Source organism: Halomonas sp. PR-M31 (assembly GCF_001039575.1).
Classification (GTDB): Bacteria; Pseudomonadota; Gammaproteobacteria; order Pseudomonadales; family Halomonadaceae; genus Modicisalibacter.
On record NZ_JIBT01000004.1, the window covers coordinates 23,830 to 39,874 of the forward strand.

Genomic DNA, 16,045 nt, shown 5'->3' on the forward strand with positions numbered 1-16,045 from the left:
TTTATACAGTGATTCCTTATCGTATCGTGCCGGTGACTCGCACCCGCCGACTCTCCCGGGGCTGATCCGCCTGCCGAGCCAAACGGCGTCGCTCCGTGCGGTCGTCGATGACGTTCTTGGCCGCAATCAGCAAGCCGGTGGCGAAGAAGGCGCCCGGGGGCAGCACTAAAAACAGGAAGCTGTAATCGGAAAAGACGGTGAGCTGCCAGTTCGCTGCCATTGGCCCCAGCAGCAGTTCCATGCCAGCAAATAAAGTGCCTTGGCCGAACAGCTCACGCACCGCGCCGAGCACCACCAGCACTGCGGCGAAGCCGAGCCCCATCATCAAGCCGTCCGTAGCGGCGGGAAGTACCGGGTTCTTCGCCGCGAAGCCATCGGCGCGGCCGAGGATCGCGCAGTTGGTGACGATCAGCGGAATGAAGATGCCGAGGATTTGGTAGAGCTTGAAAGCATAGGCCTGCATCAACAGTTCGGCGCAGGTGACGAAGGCAGCGATGATCATCACGAAGGCCGGCAGCCGCACATTGGCTGGAACGTGGTTGCGAATCAGCGACACCGAGACGTTACTGCCGATCATGACCAGCAGGGTTGCCAAGCCCAATCCCAGCGCATTGACCACGGTGCTGGTGACCGCAAGCAAGGGGCACAATCCCAGTAGCTGCACCAGCGCCGGGTTGTTGGACCACAAGCCGTTGCGTGTCAGCTCATTGAATTGGCTCACTGGGGCCTCCCTCTAATATTTCCAGCAGCCGCTCTCGGTGGGCGGCGAAGTATTCCAGGCTATCCTGCACCGCATTGACCACGGCCCGGGGGGTTATCGTGGCGCCAGTGAAGGCATCGAAGCTACCGCCATTCTTTTTCACCGTCCACTGCTCCGCCGGCGGATTGCCTAGAGAGAGCCCTTCGAACTGCTTGATCCAGTCGCTCTTGCGCGCCTCGATCTTGTCTCCCAGCCCAGGGGTTTCCTGATGCGACAGCACTCGCACTCCAGTAAGTTCGCCGTTGGCTTTGATGCCCACCAGTAGCGCGATATCGCCGCTGTACCCTTTATGAGTAATCGTCGGCAGAATGACCGCTGTGACGTTGCCATTCTGGCGCGCCTGCCAGGCTGTGAAAGTATTTTCTTGGCCGAGTTCTTCAGCGGCGGACAAGGTGACGGTATCGTCCACCAAAGCATTGTCGTGCAAGGCGGCAGGCACCACCTCTTCCAGCACCTGATACTGGCTGGCCAGGCGATTGCTCGCGATACGCTCGAAGGTGACCGAATGGGTCAAGCCCACCACTCCGGCGGTGACGATGGCGAACAGACCGAGCCCCAGCACGCCGCGAACGATGCTGTGTGCCAGCGGGCTCATGGAGCATCCTCGTCATCGTCGATTTGATGCACCTTGATGCCACGGTTGGGACGCGTATGACCATAGGTACGCGGCTGGGTGTAGTAGTCGATGAAGGGCACGGCGAAGTTCATCAATAGCACGGCGAAGGCCACCGCATCCGGGTAGCGCCCCATGTGCGAATCAGCATGATCAGCACGCCAATAGCGGCGCCATAATAGAGCTTGCCCTTGCGACTGGTGGCGGCGCTGACCGGATCGGTGGCAATGAAGAAGGCGCCAAAGATCGCCGCACCTCCCAGCAGGTGAAATAAAGGAGTGCCGTGGTGGCTCGGATCGCTGGCATACATGAGGGTGGCAAGCACCAGCAAAGCGCCCAGCAGGCTGACCGGGATGTGCCAGCTGATGATGCGCTTGAACAGCAGCAGGGCGCCGCCGGCCAGCCAGGCCAGGGCGACGGCATGCCAGGCGTCCAGGGTGCCGGGGGGCAAGGGGTGAGTTGCCCAGAATTCGCTGGCGAGCACGGTTTCGCCCTTGTGCTTGAAGGCATCCAGTGGCGTGGCCCCGGTCATGGCATCCGTTGGTTCCACTATTCCCAGAAAGTGTCCTAGCGCAGCGCCTGGGCCGATGGCATTCGCGCCGAATAATCCTTGCGGAGCCGCCCACTGGGTCATCTCGACGGGAAAGGAAATCAGCAGCAGCGCATAGCCGACCATGGCCGGGTTGAAAGGATTCTGACCCAGGCCGCCGAAAAGCTGCTTGGCGACCACGATGGCGGCGACCATGCCGACTAAAATCAGCCACCAGGGGGCGAAAGGCGGCAGTGACGCGCCCAGTAGCACGCCGCTCACCAGGGCGCTGTTGTCCTGCAGCGTCACGACTAGCGGTCGAGCGCGCAGGCGTAGAATCAAAGCCTCTAAACCTATTCCCAGCCCGGCGGCGAAGAGCACATTAATCAGCACACCCCAGCCAAAGAACCAAGTCAAGGTCGCGATGCCCGGCAGGGTAGCGAGCAGTACCCAGGCCATGACGCTGCCGGTGGAGGTTGCGGCGCGAGTATGGGGCGAGCCGGTATGCATCAAGCTCATGAGGGATTCGTTTCCTGATCCTGGCTCTGAGCCTGCAGCATCGTCAAACGCGCCTCGGTGGCCTGCAGGTTTTCCCGAGCGGTGGCCAATTGGATTTCCATATCCTCGAGCTCTGTCTTGTCGGACTGGCGGGCTTCGCTGATTCGGGCCAGATTTTTCTCAGCCTTCTTGACCGCAGCCCTGGCGGCGGCCTGAGCGATCTTAAGCTTTCTGAGCTGAGCTGTGAGATCGGCGGTCGTCGGGGCGGGTTCAGAGCGAGCAGTTGAGCTGTCGCTCTCAGTAGTGTTTGCCGCCTGGGCCGATGAGTCTTGGGGGCGTTTCTTGCGCGCCTCGCGCCGGGCCTGTTTTTCGGCCTCTTCCCGGACGATCCGCGCCTGTCGAAACTCAAAACGATGCCGAGCGTGCTCGGCCTTGCGCGCCTCCTGCTCACGAGCGCGAATGTCGCTCTTGCTGGCGCGATAGTACTGCACCAAGGGGATATGGCTGGGGCAGACGTAGGCGCAGGCACCGCATTCGATGCAGTCGAACAGATTGAAAAGCTCCGCCTTGTCGTGCTCACGCCCCTTGGCGAACCAGTAAAGCTGCTGGGGCAATAGCGAAGCCGGGCAGGCAGTTTCGCAAGCGCCGCAGCGAATGCAAGGCTGTTCCGGCGGGGCTGGGGGCAGTTCTTCGGCGGTGGCGGCGATCAGGCAGTTGCTGGTCTTGATCAGCGGCAGAGAGCCGGTATCCAGAGTGAATCCCATCATGGGACCGCCTTGAATCAGCTGCGACAGCCGTTCCGGTTTCAGACCGGCAAAGGCCAGCAGTTCCTGCATGGGTGTGCCGATTCGGGCTTCGACGTTGCCGGGTCTATCCAGCGCCTCGCCGGTCAGAGTGACGATGCGCGAGATCAGTGGCTCGCCGTCACGCACCGCTCGTAGCGCTGCCAACAGAGTGCCGGGGTTGTGGCAGAGCACGCCGACATCTGTTGGCAGCCCCCGCGATGGTACCTCGCGTCCGGTGAGTAGTTGCACCAGCTGTTTCTCGCCCCCGCTGGGATAGCGGGTCGCGACGACCTTGAGTTCAACAGCTATGTCATCAGCGATAGGCTTACGCAGCGCCTGGTTTAGAACCTCAATCGCCTCGGGCTTGTTGTCCTCAATGCCGATCAATATCCGCTCGGCACCCGTCAGCCGGGCGAACAGTTGCGTCCCCTCCAGGATGTCGGAAGTGTAGTGGCGCAGGGTCATATCATCGGCGGTGATATAGGGCTCGCATTCGGCGACATTGACGATCAGCGTGTCGATGGCATGGCGCTGGCGCACCTGAGCCTTTACCGAGGTAGGAAAGCCGGCGCCGCCCAGGCCGACGATGCCGGATTCGCGCAGGCGTTCGATCAGCGTTTCGTCGTCGCTGGCACGCCAGTCGAGAGGCGGCAACCGAAGCCAATCGTCTTTTTGCTTTAACTCGCCGAAGCCCTCGTCTTTTTGCCTTGACTCGCCAAGGCCCTCGTCCTTTTGCCTTAACTCACCGGAGCCTTCGTCTTTCTGTACTAACTTGTGGGTGCTATCGGCATCGATGACGATACAGAGCGCGCGAACTTCACCCAGCGTCGCGGAAGGGTGCGGTACCGGATGTTCCTCGATGGCGCTGACGGTGCCGGTGATACTGGCATGCAGGTTTGCCGAGATCATGCCCTGGGCACGGCCGATCACTTCGCCGGTACGCACCCGCTGTCCAAGGGTAACTACCGGTTCCGCCGGCATGCCGAGGTGCTGGGTCAAAGGCAAGATCACCCGCCCGGGTAGCGGCGCCTGCACCAATGGCACACGATTGGAAAGCGTCTTGCGCTCGGGCGGATGGATGCCGCCGGGAAAGTCGAAGTCAGCCATGCAGACTCGCCTCGTTCATCTCCCGGGTCGGCGTACGATCGCTGGCAATCAGGGCGGCGCTTATTCGATTTGCCTGATAGCCCCGGTGATGCCCAAGCCCTTGTGGACGCGGCAGCATATCGATGCAATCCACGGGGCAGGGCTCGACGCATAGATCGCAGCCGGTGCATTCATCGATGATGACGGTATGCATGTATTTTGCGGCGCCGAGAATGGCGTCCACCGGACAGGCCTGAATGCACTTGGTGCAGCCGATACATTCATCCTCGCGGATATAGGCAACCTTAGGCACGTCCTCGGCCTCGCCGTCCAGCGGCTTGGCTTCCCGGCCAAGCAGGTCGGCCAGAGCGGTGATGGTGGTTTCGCCACCCGGCGGGCACTTGTTGATCTCGTCGCCTTGGCTGATGGCTTCGGCGTAGGGCTTGCAGCCGGGATAGCCGCACTGGCCGCACTGGGTCTGGGGCAGCAGGGCGTCGATGCGTTCGACCACCGGATCGCCCTCGACCTTGAAGTACTGGCCGGCAAAGCCGAGCAGCGCACCGAACGCCGTCGCCATGCCCAGCAGGGCGACGATGGCGATCAGGATATCGTTATCGGTGAGCAGTTCGAGCACGCTTACAACCCTATTGGTTTCAAACCTGTACGAGTCCGCTGAACCCCATAAAGGCCAACGACATGAGACTTGCGGTGATCATGGCGATCGCCGCGCCGCGAAAGGGGCGCGGTACATCCGCCACCGCGAGGCGTTCTCGCATTGCTGCGAACAGTATCAGCACCAGGGAAAACCCCACCGCCGCCCCGAAGCCATACAGTGTCGCCTCCATGAAGCTCGACTGGCGATTAAGGGACAACAGCGCTACGCCCAACACCGCGCAGTTGGTGGTGATCAGCGGCAGGAAGATACCCAGCACCTGATGCAGCAAGGGGCTAGTCTTTCTGACCATCATCTCGGTGAACTGCACCACCGCGGCGATGACCATGATGAAGGCGATGATGCGCAGGTATTCGAGATTCAGGGGCACCAGCAGATAGTGAAAGGTCAGGTAGCTGACGATCGATGACAGGGTCAGCACGAAGGTGGTGGCCATCGCCATGCCCATGGCAGATTCCAGCTTATTGGACACGCCCATGAACGGGCACAGCCCCAAAAACTGCACCAGCACGAAGTTGTTGACCAGAACGGTGCTTACCAGAATCAGGAAATATTCGGTCATCGCCACCAATCGAAGCGAAATGACGCCAGGCGTCCCTTGCTTTTTCAAGACGCCGACGTGATTAGAAAGTGATCGGCATTATACGCTTCCAATCATGGTCGGCATACCGCCATGGCTGGCGATGGTATGTCGCAACCGATAGCGAAGAAATTGCCAGGGTATTACAGCTTCGGGGGTTCGCCCTGCCAGGTTGCTCTGATGCCGAGAGACGCGAGCTCTCCTGTCAGATCGTGCACCGCCTGGCCCTGCACGAATCCCATCATGACCTTGGTGCGATGCAGGTTACCGCGTACCTCGATGGCAAAGGGGTTCTGATCGAGCACGATGAAGTCCGCTGATTTCCCTGCCTCCAGCGAGCCGGTTTCATGCTCCAGATCCATGGCGTAGGCCCCGTTCCAGGTCACCACGCGCAGTGCTTCTTCCAATGAGATCGGCGTGCCGAAGCGCTCTTCTTCCTGATTCCACGGATTCTGACGCGTGACGAGGGTTTCCAGCGCGATCCAGGGGTCCAGCGATGCGACGGGGAAGTCGGTGCCGATGGTGGCGATGCCGCCGGCGTCGATCACGCCACGCAGGTCATAGGCCCGGGCCAGGCGCTCGGGGCCGTAGCCGGCACGCGCGCCGCTGGTGAAGCGGGACGGATACCAGGCGGCGGGGGAGAACTCGGCGATCACATCGAGTTCTCGGAAGCGCCGCAGATTGCCGCCATGCAGAATGGTGCTATGCGCACACTGGTGGCGCACGCCGTTGGGGCCGTTCTTGCGTCGCGCATGGGCGATCGCATCGAGGAACAGATCAGAGGCTGCATCGCCGGTGCAATGAGCGATCACCCGGATGCCGCGTCGGTCCATGTCCGCGACCATGCGCTTGAGATGCTCCGGGGTGAGGTTGACCTTGCCCCGCCAGTCGTCGCCGTTCTGCCAGGGCGATAGCAGGAAGGAGGAGCGGGGCTCCACGGTGCCGTCGAAATGGAATTTCACGGCGTCGGCATTGAGCCGTGCGCTGGCGTAGTAGTGGCGCTCACCGGCCAAGAGTTCCCAGCGGCGTTTGACCGGGAAGATGTCATCTTGCCAGCTGATCGCGGCCTCTACCCGCACGCTGAGCTCGCCCTCGTCGTCGAGCTGCTTCAGGGCGTTCAGGCGGTGCTCGCAGACGTGCACGTACTTGGTGGCGGTAACGCCCCGGGCCGTCTGGAGGCGTATGCCGTCGCGGTAGGCGTGCTTGAGTACCGCCACCGGTGTCGGCGGCATGGCGGCGTGAATCAGGGCATAGGCACCGTCGATCAGCAAGCCGGTGGGTTCGCCGCTGAACGGATCCCGCTCCAGATAGCCGTTGCGCGGGTCCGGGGTGTCTCGGTCGATGCCGGCCAGCTCCAGGGCCTTGCTGTTGACCATCATGGTGCCCCACATGCGATCGAGGATCGCGACGGGCCGGTCGGGCATCACGGTGTCCAGCCACTCTCTTCCCGGGGTGAGCCCGGCCTGCAGGAAGGTATAACGGACGAAATACGCGCCATGAATCCAAGGCTTGTCAGGGTGCTTGTCGGCATAGTCGAGGATGGCATCGCGCACCTGATCCGGCGAGGGGTCTTCGAGGCCTATGTCGAGATTGTCGTCGTAGCGGGTCGCAAGGCCCAGGTCCGGGTGGGTGTGCATGTCGTGAAGGCCGGGCATGACGAAGCGACCTTGCACATCGATGACCCGGGTGTCGCTGCCGATCAGGTGCTGGATTTCGTCCTGTGAACCGATGGCGCGGATTCGCCCGCCGCCGATGGCCATGGCCTCCGCCCAGGGGCGTCCCGGGTCGACGGTATAGATTCGCGCATTGATCAGCGCCAGATCGGCGCTGGCGCCTGAGCGCCCGGAATGCGTGGACTGCCAAGGGTCGAATGCCATGGTGAATGCCCCCCATCAAGAGTCATTCAACAATACCCCACTATTTTCAGCAGTTGAGTGGCAATTTTTCGCCACAATGGAAAATATTATTCAACATTTAAGCTCATGCCTGACGAAACAGATTGAGCTTCACCTTCAGCCAGTCGCTGAAGGCACGCACCTTGGGGTCGTCCGCGTTACGGTGCGGGGTTACCAGGTAATACGCCTTGTCGCCACGAATCTGCATGTCGAAGGGGCGCACCAACTGGCCGCGCTTCAACGTATCGCCGCATACCACGTCGTCACCGATGGCAATGCCTTGTCCGGTGATGGCGGCGCTGACCACTAGCAGAATATTGGTGAAGTAGACGCCGGATTCGGTTTGCAGCTGGGCTTTGGTGCCGCTACCGGATAGCCACAGGCGCCAGTCATGATCGTTATTCAGATGCAGCAGCGTCGCGCGCTCCAGATCCTGGGGATGCTTGATTTGAAGCTCGTTCAACAAGCCAGGACTGCAGACCGGGGTGTACATGGGGTGGGCCAGCATTTCCACGCTGTGTTCGGCCCAGGCGCCATCGCCGTGGACCACGAACAGGTCCAGATTGGCCGGGTTGGGCGGCTCGTTCTCCCGGTTGGTGCCGATATGTAGCCGGATACCGGGATAGTTGCGATAGAAGTCGTTGATACTGCGGCTGACGACGCTCGCGGCGAAGCCGGGCGGCATGCTGACGCGCAGGTGACCGTTGTATTCATGGTCCGGCAGGTTGGCATGGACGTGGTCGAGCATGGCCAGTACACGGCGAATCTCATGGGCGTACTGCTGGCCCGTCGGTGTCAGGATCACGCCGCGCCCGCGACGTTCATACAGTTTGAGCCCAAGCTGATCCTCGAGCAGACGCATTTGATGGCTGATCGCGCTGCGAGTGAGGCTCAGGGCGTCCGCCGCCTCGGTAAGGCTGCCAAGCCGAGCCAGGGCATCGAATGCGCGCAGCGCCTGCAGGGACGGCATATAGCAATTGGACTGTTGAATCATTTCGACCAATAAGATGATTATCTTTCGCTTGGAGCAAACGATTTTTGACGTATAGTCGTTTAAAAGCAACTACATCATGAGCGTAATTGCATGTCTCATCATGACGCTATTCTGCAGTTCGTCGATCGGCACATGCCGGAGCTGTCCGAGTGGAATCAGACCATCTGGCAGTTGGGCGAAACGGCGTGGCGGGAATATCGGTCGGCCCGGTTTTACGTGGACCTGCTCCGGGGGCGGGGTTTCGAGGTTGAGGAAGGGTCCGGGGGCATGCCCACCGCTTTCTGTGCCGTATGGGACAACGGCCCCGGCCCGACCCTGGGCGGCTACGCGGAATACGATGCGATCCCCGGCAACTGTCAGGCGGCGGACGTGGTGCAGCGGCCACGGGATGGTTTGAGCCCCTGGGCCGGGGGGCACACCGACCCGCATTCGGCGCTGGGCATCGGGGCTCTGGGGGCTTTCTTGCGGCCCAGGACGCCATGAAGGCGCACAACATTCCCGGACGCCTGAAATTCTTCGGCGAGCCCGCGGAGAAGGTGCGCGGTTCCAAACCGCTGCATGCCGCCGCCGGGTATTACGACGATCTAGATGCAGCGATCAGTTTCCATCCTTTCTACATGTTGCCCCTGTGCAACACGACTCGCTGGGATACCCATTGCGGCGCCGCCTATGGCGTGATCTATACCTTTACCTGCGATCAGCCGCATACCTGGATGACGAGCGAAACGAGTTCGCCAATCCCAGCCTCTCATGCCAGTGCGCGGGCTCCCGGCGCCAACGATGCGGTGGTGCAGATGTATCAGTTGGGCAAGGGGCTGCGTGAGCATGTGTTGGCAAGCGGCGTGAACTGGTCCATGAACGAGGTGATTCTCAATGCCGGCCAGGCCACGGCGGACAACCAGCCTGCTCAGATGTCTCAGATCATGTATTTCATCCGCGTGCCGACGGTGGAAATGGCCGAGCACGTGGTGCGCGGCCTGGATCATTTCGCCGAAAATGCCGCAGCGCTGACCCACTGCGAGGTCAAGCGCGACTGGGTGGCGAAATCACGCCCCGGCCTGCCCAATCACGTCATGGCAGAGCTCACCTATCGCAATCTTGAGCGGGTAGGCGCGCCGCAATTCGGCCCCGAGGCCATCGAACTGGCGCGGCAAATTCAGAAAAACCTAGGTTTGGCGCCGATGGACAAGCCCTATCTGCCCGCCATCGAATCCCTCATCGAGCCCCAGGAAGCCGAGCGTCTTTTAAGAGAGATCCTGCCCCCAACTCAGAAGCATTTCACCTCCGACGATTACACCGAATACAGCTGGCACGCTCCCACGGTGCGGCTGTATATAGGGCGTCCGGCGCTTGACCTGCCGGCGGGTGTAAAGGAGGGCTATCCGGCCTGGGTGATGAATGCACTTGGTGGCCTGGCGCCCTGTATCGATCCAATGATCGAAGTGGCGTCAAAGACCATAGGGTTAACCTTGATGGATTTGCTGACGCAACCCGAGGTGCTGGAAAAAGCCCAACGCGAGTTCCAGGAGCGAACCGGCGGCGGCATCGGGGGAGATGAGTGGATGGCGCCGCTTTGCGACTACCCGCCGCCTCTCGATTTTCGCTGGCCAGAATACATCACCACGGCTCGCGGCAAGAACGACTGGGTAATTCCGGCTCGAGATGGCGATATGAAAGACTGATTTGAAAGGAAGCCAGGCGATATGAATTGCGCGGAATGGTTGGTGGAGCTGCTCGAACATACCTATGGCGTGGACACCATCTACGGCATTCCCGGTGTGCATACGGTCCAGATGTACCGGGGCGTCGCTACCAGTGGGATTCGACACGTCACCCCTCGGCATGAGCAGGGCGCCGGTTTCATGGCCGATGGCTATGCCCGGGCAAGCGGTAAGCCCGGAGTGTGTTTCATCATCACCGGGCCGGGCATGACCAACATCACCACCGCCATGGCCCAGGCCTATGCCGACTCCATTCCCATGCTAGTGATTTCCAGCGTCAACCCGCGCAACCAGCTGGCATTGGGGGAGGGCCGGTTGCACGAGCTGCCGAATCAGCAGCAGCTGGTAGATGGCCTGTGCGCCTTCAGTCATACCTTGATGGATGCGAAGAACCTGCCCAAGGTGCTGGATCGCGCCTTCAGCGTGTTCCAGGGTGGCCGGCCACGGCCGGTGCATATCGAGATTCCCCTTGATGTCATCGTGCAGGAGATGCCTAAAGAGCTGCTCAGCCATCGATGGCGATCACCCACGCCGATTGCCGCACCGGCCACGGCGGTGAACGAGGCGCTTGACTGGCTGCAAGGCGCCAAGCGTCCTTGGCTGTTGGTGGGTGGCGGGGCGCTGGCTGCCGGCGAACAGGTACGCGCGTTGGCAGAGTGCCTGGGGCTGCCGGTGTTCACTACGGTCAACGCCAAGGGCCTGATGCCTGCCGGGCATCCACTGAATATGGGTTCGACCCAGTCCTATGAGTGTGTCCTGCGTGAAGCGCCCGAGGCTGACGTCGTTCTGGCCATCGGCACCGAACTGGGAGAGACGGATTACGACGTCTCCTTCCAGGATCGTTTTCGTATAGCAGGGCGGTTGATACGGGTGGATGTGGAAAGCGCGCAGCTGTATCGCAACCAGGCACCCGACCTGGCCATTCACGCAGACGCCGCCACGTTCATCGATCAACTGCTCGAGCGTGCCCATCAGACACAGACTCGACGCGCAGCGGATGAAGCGGGCATTGCCAAGCTCAAGCAGGAAATCGATGCCGAAACCCCCGCTGAATGGAAAGCGGTGGCACGACTCATGGAGAGCGTCTATGAGGTGCTGCCGGATGCCGTGATGGTCGGGGATTCCACCGAGCCGGTCTACGTCGGCAATATGACCGTACAACCCAATGCGCCGCGGCGCTGGTTCAATTCATCCACCGGCTACGGCACGCTTGGCTATGCCCTGCCGGCGGCGATCGGGGCGCGTCTGGCGCGGCCCGACCTGCCGGTGCTGGCTATCGTGGGAGACGGCGGCTTTCTTTTCACTCTGAGCGAGCTGGCGACAGCGGTCGAAGCCAAGGTGGGTCTGATCGTCTTGCTGTGGAACAACAGCGGCTATGGCGAGATTCGCAAGTACATGGACGACCATGACGTTCAGCGGGTCGGGGTGGATTTGTGGATGCCGGATTTCGAACCCATCACCCAGGGGTTCGGCTGTCGCCACGACCATGTGACAGGCCCCGATGGGCTGAAAGAGCTTCTAGAGGAAGGTGCGTCCGCCGATCGACCCTGGATCATCGAGATCGACCAGGCCGCCTGGATGGATGCCTGTGTAGAAAAATAGCGTTTATTGGCTAAAACGACGGACACCGGTAGTCATCGAACAAGGTCTGTCATGTATCTGGCGCGCTGAATCCGCGTCTACAAGCGAGGAAGAACCATGAATAACGACAAGAGCTTCAAGAACGCCTGGGTGAAAAGTTTCGCTGTGGTGACACTGGCAATGGGCGCCTTGGCCCAAGTCGATGCGCCGGCCTTGGCCCAGGACGAGACCGTCACGTTGCGCATGCAGCGCTACACCGGCACCGAAGAAGACAAGATTTTCCAGCGCTACGTGGACAAGCTCTCCGAGGCGAGCGATGGCCGTATCAAGGTCAACATGTTCCGTGGCGGTGAGCTGGTACCGAACGATCAGATGTTCGGCGCGCTGCGTGCCGGCACACTACAGATGATCTACGGCTATGGCGGCTACTGGGGTGGCCAGATGGATACCGCCATTACCGAATCCGGATTGCCGCTGGCCTGGACCGATCTAGAAGAGGCCAAGGAGCTTTGGAACGAGCGGGGCTTCGGTGAGCTGCTCGCCAACAACTACGAGAAGATGGGCGTGCATTACACCGTGCCGGTCTTCGGTGGAAAATTCGATCTGCTTTCCAAGGAGCCGGTCGAATCGCTGGAAGAAATGGGTGAACGGAAGATTCGCGCTACCCCATCCGTGGCGGCGGTGCTGGAGAAGTTCGGTGTATCAACGGTGTATATTCCGCCCCAGGAGTTCTATATCGCCCTCAGCACCAACGCCATCGATGGCCTGATCTACGGCGGCCCTTATGACTATAGCGTGCTCAAGCTCAATGAAATCGCGACGGATTACACCAACCTCAACATGCTTTATCCCGGCTTTGTGGACAATGTGCTGATCAACAAGCGTGTCTGGGACAAGATTCCCGAAGACTTGCAGAACGTGATCACCGAGGTGACAGCGGAGTGGGCGGACTATCGGCACCAGAAATTCGTGGAATGGAACGAAGCGGCGGAAGAGGAGTTCACGATCCATAGCCTGCCTGAGAGCGATCAGAAGCGCATGACCGAAGCCGCCCAGTCGGTCTGGGATGCGGAAGCCAAGAAATCCGACACCGCCGCCGAGGCAATCGAAACGATTCGTCAGATGGCCAAGGACAAGGGCCGCCTGGAATAATCCAGGCCGCGTTGCGTGGAGTCGCCTATGCGCTGGTTGAAAGCCTGGATACGCTGGCAGGACCGCCTGAGTGAAATACTCGGGCGGGTCATTGCCTGGATGTGTTTTGCCATCGTCTGCATCCTGATGTTCGAGGTCATCTCGCGTCAGTTTCTGGACTCTCCCACCACCTGGGCGCATGAGTCCTCCACGTTGATGTATGGCACCTATGCGATTCTTGCCGGGTTCTACACCGAGAAATGGCAAGGCCATGTGCGCACCGACATCATTTACCAGCACTTCCCCCCACGGCTCAAGGCGCTGGTAAGCATGCTCATAGGTATCGCGGTGATCACCCTGTTATTGGTGGTCTTGAAAGGGGCGGTCGATTTTGCCTGGATGTCCTTCGAGATTCGCGAGCAGTCCTTTCGCAGCACCTGGGCGCCGATCATCTGGCCGGTAAAGCTGATGATTCCGGTTGCCATCATACTGATTATCCTGCAAATGCTGGCCAGTATCGGGCGCCATCTCTGTGCCGTGCTGGGCGCGCCGATGGATGAGCCGAAACACGACCCGGAGATCCCCCATGCTTGAGATCGATCCGGTCCTGCTTACCGCCTTGATGTTCGGCTCCATGCTGGTGCTGATGGCCGTCGGCATGCCATTGGCCTGGACGCTGCTTGGCGTGGGCGTGGTGTTCGGCTATGTGATCTGGGGGCCGGACAGCTTGGGCATTCTCATGCCGTCGCTGTTCGGGCTGATGAATGAGTTCATTCTCGTCGCCCTGCCGCTGTTCATTCTGATGGGCATGATCCTGGAGCGATCCGGCATCGCCGACAGCCTGTTCGAGATGGTCTACAAGCTGATGGGCAGCGTGCGCGGTGGTCTGGGCATGGGTACCGTGCTGATCTGTGCCCTGATCGCGGCGATGGTGGGCATCACCGGTGCGGCGACGATCAGCCTCGGCCTGATCGCCTTGCCGGCAATGCTGAAGCGCGGCTATGACAAGCGCCTTTCAGCGGGGGTTATCATGGCCGGTGGCGCGCTGGGATTCTTGATCCCGCCCTCCCTGGTCATGATCATGTATGCCTTCCTGACTCGGGAATCCATCGGCAAGCTATTCGCCGCCGGCGTCATGCCGGGGCTGATGCTGGCCGTGATCTACATGATCTATATCGCCATCCGTTGCAAGATCAATCCGCAGCTGGGGCCGCCCCTGGATAAATCCGAACGAGTCGATACTTGGGGCAAGATCAAGGCGCTGCGTGCCATCATCCTGCCGGGCGGTCTGATCGTGGTAGTGCTGGGCTCCATGGCGCTGGGCTACACATCGCCCACCGAAGCCTCCGCCGTCGGCGCCGCCGGGGCCATGCTATGCGCGCTAGCGAACGGACGGCTCAATTTCAAGATGCTTTCCAGCGCGCTATATTCCACGGCACGCATCATTGGCATGCTGATGTGGATCATGATCGGCGCGGTGGTGTTCTCCAAGATCTACATTGCACTCGGCGCCGGTCAGGAGATCGTTAATCACATCATCGCAGGCGATCTGAGCCCCTATGTGGTGCTGACCGTCATCTTGCTGAGCTACCTGATACTCGGCATGTTCCTCGATGACTCGGCGATTTTGTTCATTACCGTGCCGCTGTACGTCCCGATCATCAAGGCGCTGGGGTTCGATCCCATCTGGTTCGCGACGATTTTCGTGCTGGCCATGCAGACGGCCTATCTCACGCCGCCTTTCGGCTACAACCTGTTCTACATGCGCTCGGTGGCGCCACCGGAAGTGACGACCGGAGATCTTTACCGCGCAGTGCTGCCGTTTATTGCGCTGCAGGTGGTAGGCATCATTCTGGTGGTGGTGTTCCCGCAAATCGCCCTGTGGCTACCGAATCTGATTTTCGGTTGAGACAGAAGCTGGCACGGCGGGTCGATTAACGGGTCAGTGCCTGCAAGTCGCGATCGAGCGCCGGCCAGTCGCATTCCGCGGTCTGGCCGATGAATACCAGACGCGTGCCCGGCGTGTCGCGATGGGGAAACGGGCGGGTCTCGAGCTGGCCGGCGGCGCGCTGCAGTTCCAGTTGCCGCTCATCTTCTAACTGAACCACACCCTTGATGCGCAGGATGGCCCCTGGCAATCCTTGCAGCAATTTGGACAGCTTGGCGCCGTCCATGGCGCCTCGATGCTCGAAGCTATGGCTGGACAGCCCCAGCTCGGCAATACCGGTATGGTGATGAATGGCATCCTTGGCGGAGGGTTCGAGACTCACCGGCGCGTCGCTGCGCCAGAAGACCAACTCCGGAGGCAGGCGGGCCTGCTCGGTTTCAATCACCCGCGCATTGGGCAGCAGCCAATTTTCCTTTAGTTCTGCGTGGATACCCGGCAAGGCCTGGTCGGCCTTGTTCAATATCAGCCAGTCGGCGCAGGCGATCTGCGATTGCAGCAGTGCACGCAGTTCCCCTTGGCTTGAATTCAGGGATCTGGACAGATCGATCAACGTCATTACCGCATCCAGATGACAGCGCCGCCGCAGCGAGGGGTAGCCCAGTACGCTGACCACCCGGGCTGGGTCCGAGACGCCGCTACATTCGATCAATACATGATCGAGCCGCTCGCCACGATTGATAAGCAGCCCCTCGATGCTGCTAGCCAGCTCACCCTGCAAGTTGCAGCATACGCAGCCGTTGCTCAGAGAAATCAGTCCTTCCTCTTCTTCACTGATCAGTTCGCGATCGATATTGAGCGCACCAAAATCATTCACCATGATTGCCAGGCGACGCCCATCGGCATGCGTCAACAGGTGATTGATCAAGGTGGTCTTGCCGGAACCCAGAAAACCTGCGATCACGGTCACGCCGATCGAAACAGGCGATGAGTTCAAGAAGACCTCTGGAGTGGCTGATTGTGTTGATACGGGGGAGATTTACGACGTTTCACCGGCTTTTTACGCGAAGGCGTAGCATCGAATTGAAGGTCGTAGACAGTGGATAAACGCGAGTCGGCGCTGGAGGCAAATTCAGAAATGGAGTGCATATGATGCTCCGCTTTAGCAGTTGAACAAAGTAGGGCTGCAAGCTGTGTCAAATCCCCTATTGAGTCTCAATAACAACAGAGCGATTGGTGTCTGTCAACGTGGGTAAGCATTATTGGCGTGAAATAGACGAGGCGTAAGAAACTAAAAACAAGGAACAATCGGGA

Annotated in this window: 14 protein-coding genes and 1 pseudogene; 6 read left to right on the top strand and 9 right to left on the bottom strand. The window is 60.3% G+C overall.

Annotation, left to right across the window (positions count from 1 at the left end):
- Positions 1-16: 16 nt before the first annotated feature.
- The 8 genes and pseudogenes from CH74_RS01890 to CH74_RS01925 form a co-directional block, all read right to left on the bottom strand.
- Positions 17-721, bottom strand: coding sequence for an electron transport complex subunit E (locus tag CH74_RS01890; protein ID WP_048305787.1), 705 nt, complete (start codon positions 719-721; stop codon positions 17-19).
- Positions 705-1,355 (bottom strand): electron transport complex subunit RsxG, encoded by a 651-nt coding sequence (rsxG, locus tag CH74_RS01895; protein WP_048305788.1) that lies wholly within the window; start codon positions 1,353-1,355, stop codon positions 705-707. Before rsxG ends, CH74_RS01890 begins: the two co-directional genes overlap by 17 nt.
- Positions 1,352-2,421 (bottom strand): annotated as a pseudogene (locus CH74_RS01900) (RnfABCDGE type electron transport complex subunit D). The gene rsxG and the pseudogene CH74_RS01900 overlap by 4 nt, the downstream one beginning before the upstream one ends.
- A complete protein-coding gene (gene rsxC, locus CH74_RS01905) occupies positions 2,418-4,292 on the bottom strand; it encodes an electron transport complex subunit RsxC (RefSeq protein ID WP_048305789.1) in 1,875 nt (624 codons plus the stop codon). The pseudogene CH74_RS01900 and the gene rsxC overlap by 4 nt, the downstream one beginning before the upstream one ends.
- Positions 4,285-4,905, bottom strand: a complete 621-nt coding sequence (gene rsxB / locus CH74_RS01910) for an electron transport complex subunit RsxB (RefSeq protein ID WP_048305790.1) — start codon at positions 4,903-4,905, stop codon at positions 4,285-4,287. Before rsxB ends, rsxC begins: the two co-directional genes overlap by 8 nt.
- 19 nt (positions 4,906-4,924) lie before the next feature.
- Positions 4,925-5,506 (bottom strand): electron transport complex subunit RsxA, encoded by a 582-nt coding sequence (gene rsxA, locus CH74_RS01915; protein ID WP_048305791.1) that lies wholly within the window; start codon positions 5,504-5,506, stop codon positions 4,925-4,927.
- 161 nt (positions 5,507-5,667) lie between these two features.
- Positions 5,668-7,401, bottom strand: coding sequence for an amidohydrolase (locus CH74_RS01920; protein WP_048305792.1), 1,734 nt, complete (start codon positions 7,399-7,401; stop codon positions 5,668-5,670).
- A gap of 103 nt (positions 7,402-7,504) precedes the next feature.
- Positions 7,505-8,413, bottom strand: a complete 909-nt coding sequence (locus CH74_RS01925; RefSeq protein WP_253272900.1) for a LysR substrate-binding domain-containing protein — start codon at positions 8,411-8,413, stop codon at positions 7,505-7,507.
- Between the two features lie 90 nt (positions 8,414-8,503).
- Here CH74_RS01925 and CH74_RS18900 point away from each other — a divergent pair, with 90 nt between their 5' ends.
- From CH74_RS18900 to CH74_RS01950, 6 genes are all read left to right on the top strand, one after another.
- Positions 8,504-8,896, top strand: coding sequence for a hypothetical protein (locus tag CH74_RS18900; protein WP_216594685.1), 393 nt, complete (start codon positions 8,504-8,506; stop codon positions 8,894-8,896).
- Positions 8,893-10,095, top strand: a complete 1,203-nt coding sequence (locus CH74_RS01930; protein ID WP_216594686.1) for an amidohydrolase — start codon at positions 8,893-8,895, stop codon at positions 10,093-10,095. Before CH74_RS18900 ends, CH74_RS01930 begins: the two co-directional genes overlap by 4 nt.
- Positions 10,096-10,116: 21 nt before the next feature.
- Entirely contained in the window at positions 10,117-11,736 is a 1,620-nt protein-coding gene (locus tag CH74_RS01935; protein ID WP_048305793.1) for a 5-guanidino-2-oxopentanoate decarboxylase, read from the top strand.
- A gap of 96 nt (positions 11,737-11,832) precedes the next feature.
- Positions 11,833-12,867 carry a TRAP transporter substrate-binding protein DctP gene (dctP, locus tag CH74_RS01940; protein ID WP_053070593.1) on the top strand — a complete coding sequence of 345 codons (1,035 nt, stop codon included), beginning with the start codon at positions 11,833-11,835 and terminating at the stop codon, positions 12,865-12,867.
- Between the two features lie 27 nt (positions 12,868-12,894).
- Positions 12,895-13,440, top strand: coding sequence for a TRAP transporter small permease subunit (locus CH74_RS01945; protein WP_048305794.1), 546 nt, complete (start codon positions 12,895-12,897; stop codon positions 13,438-13,440).
- The gene (locus tag CH74_RS01950) at positions 13,433-14,755 is read left to right on the top strand and encodes a TRAP transporter large permease subunit (protein ID WP_048305795.1); all 1,323 of its coding nucleotides are present in this window, start codon (positions 13,433-13,435) and stop codon (positions 14,753-14,755) included. The genes CH74_RS01945 and CH74_RS01950 overlap by 8 nt, the downstream gene beginning before the upstream one ends.
- A gap of 25 nt (positions 14,756-14,780) precedes the next feature.
- Here the strand turns inward: CH74_RS01950 and CH74_RS01955 are convergent, their stop codons facing one another.
- Positions 14,781-15,728, bottom strand: a complete 948-nt coding sequence (locus tag CH74_RS01955) for a GTP-binding protein (RefSeq protein ID WP_048305796.1) — start codon at positions 15,726-15,728, stop codon at positions 14,781-14,783.
- Positions 15,729-16,045: the final 317 nt, after the last annotated feature.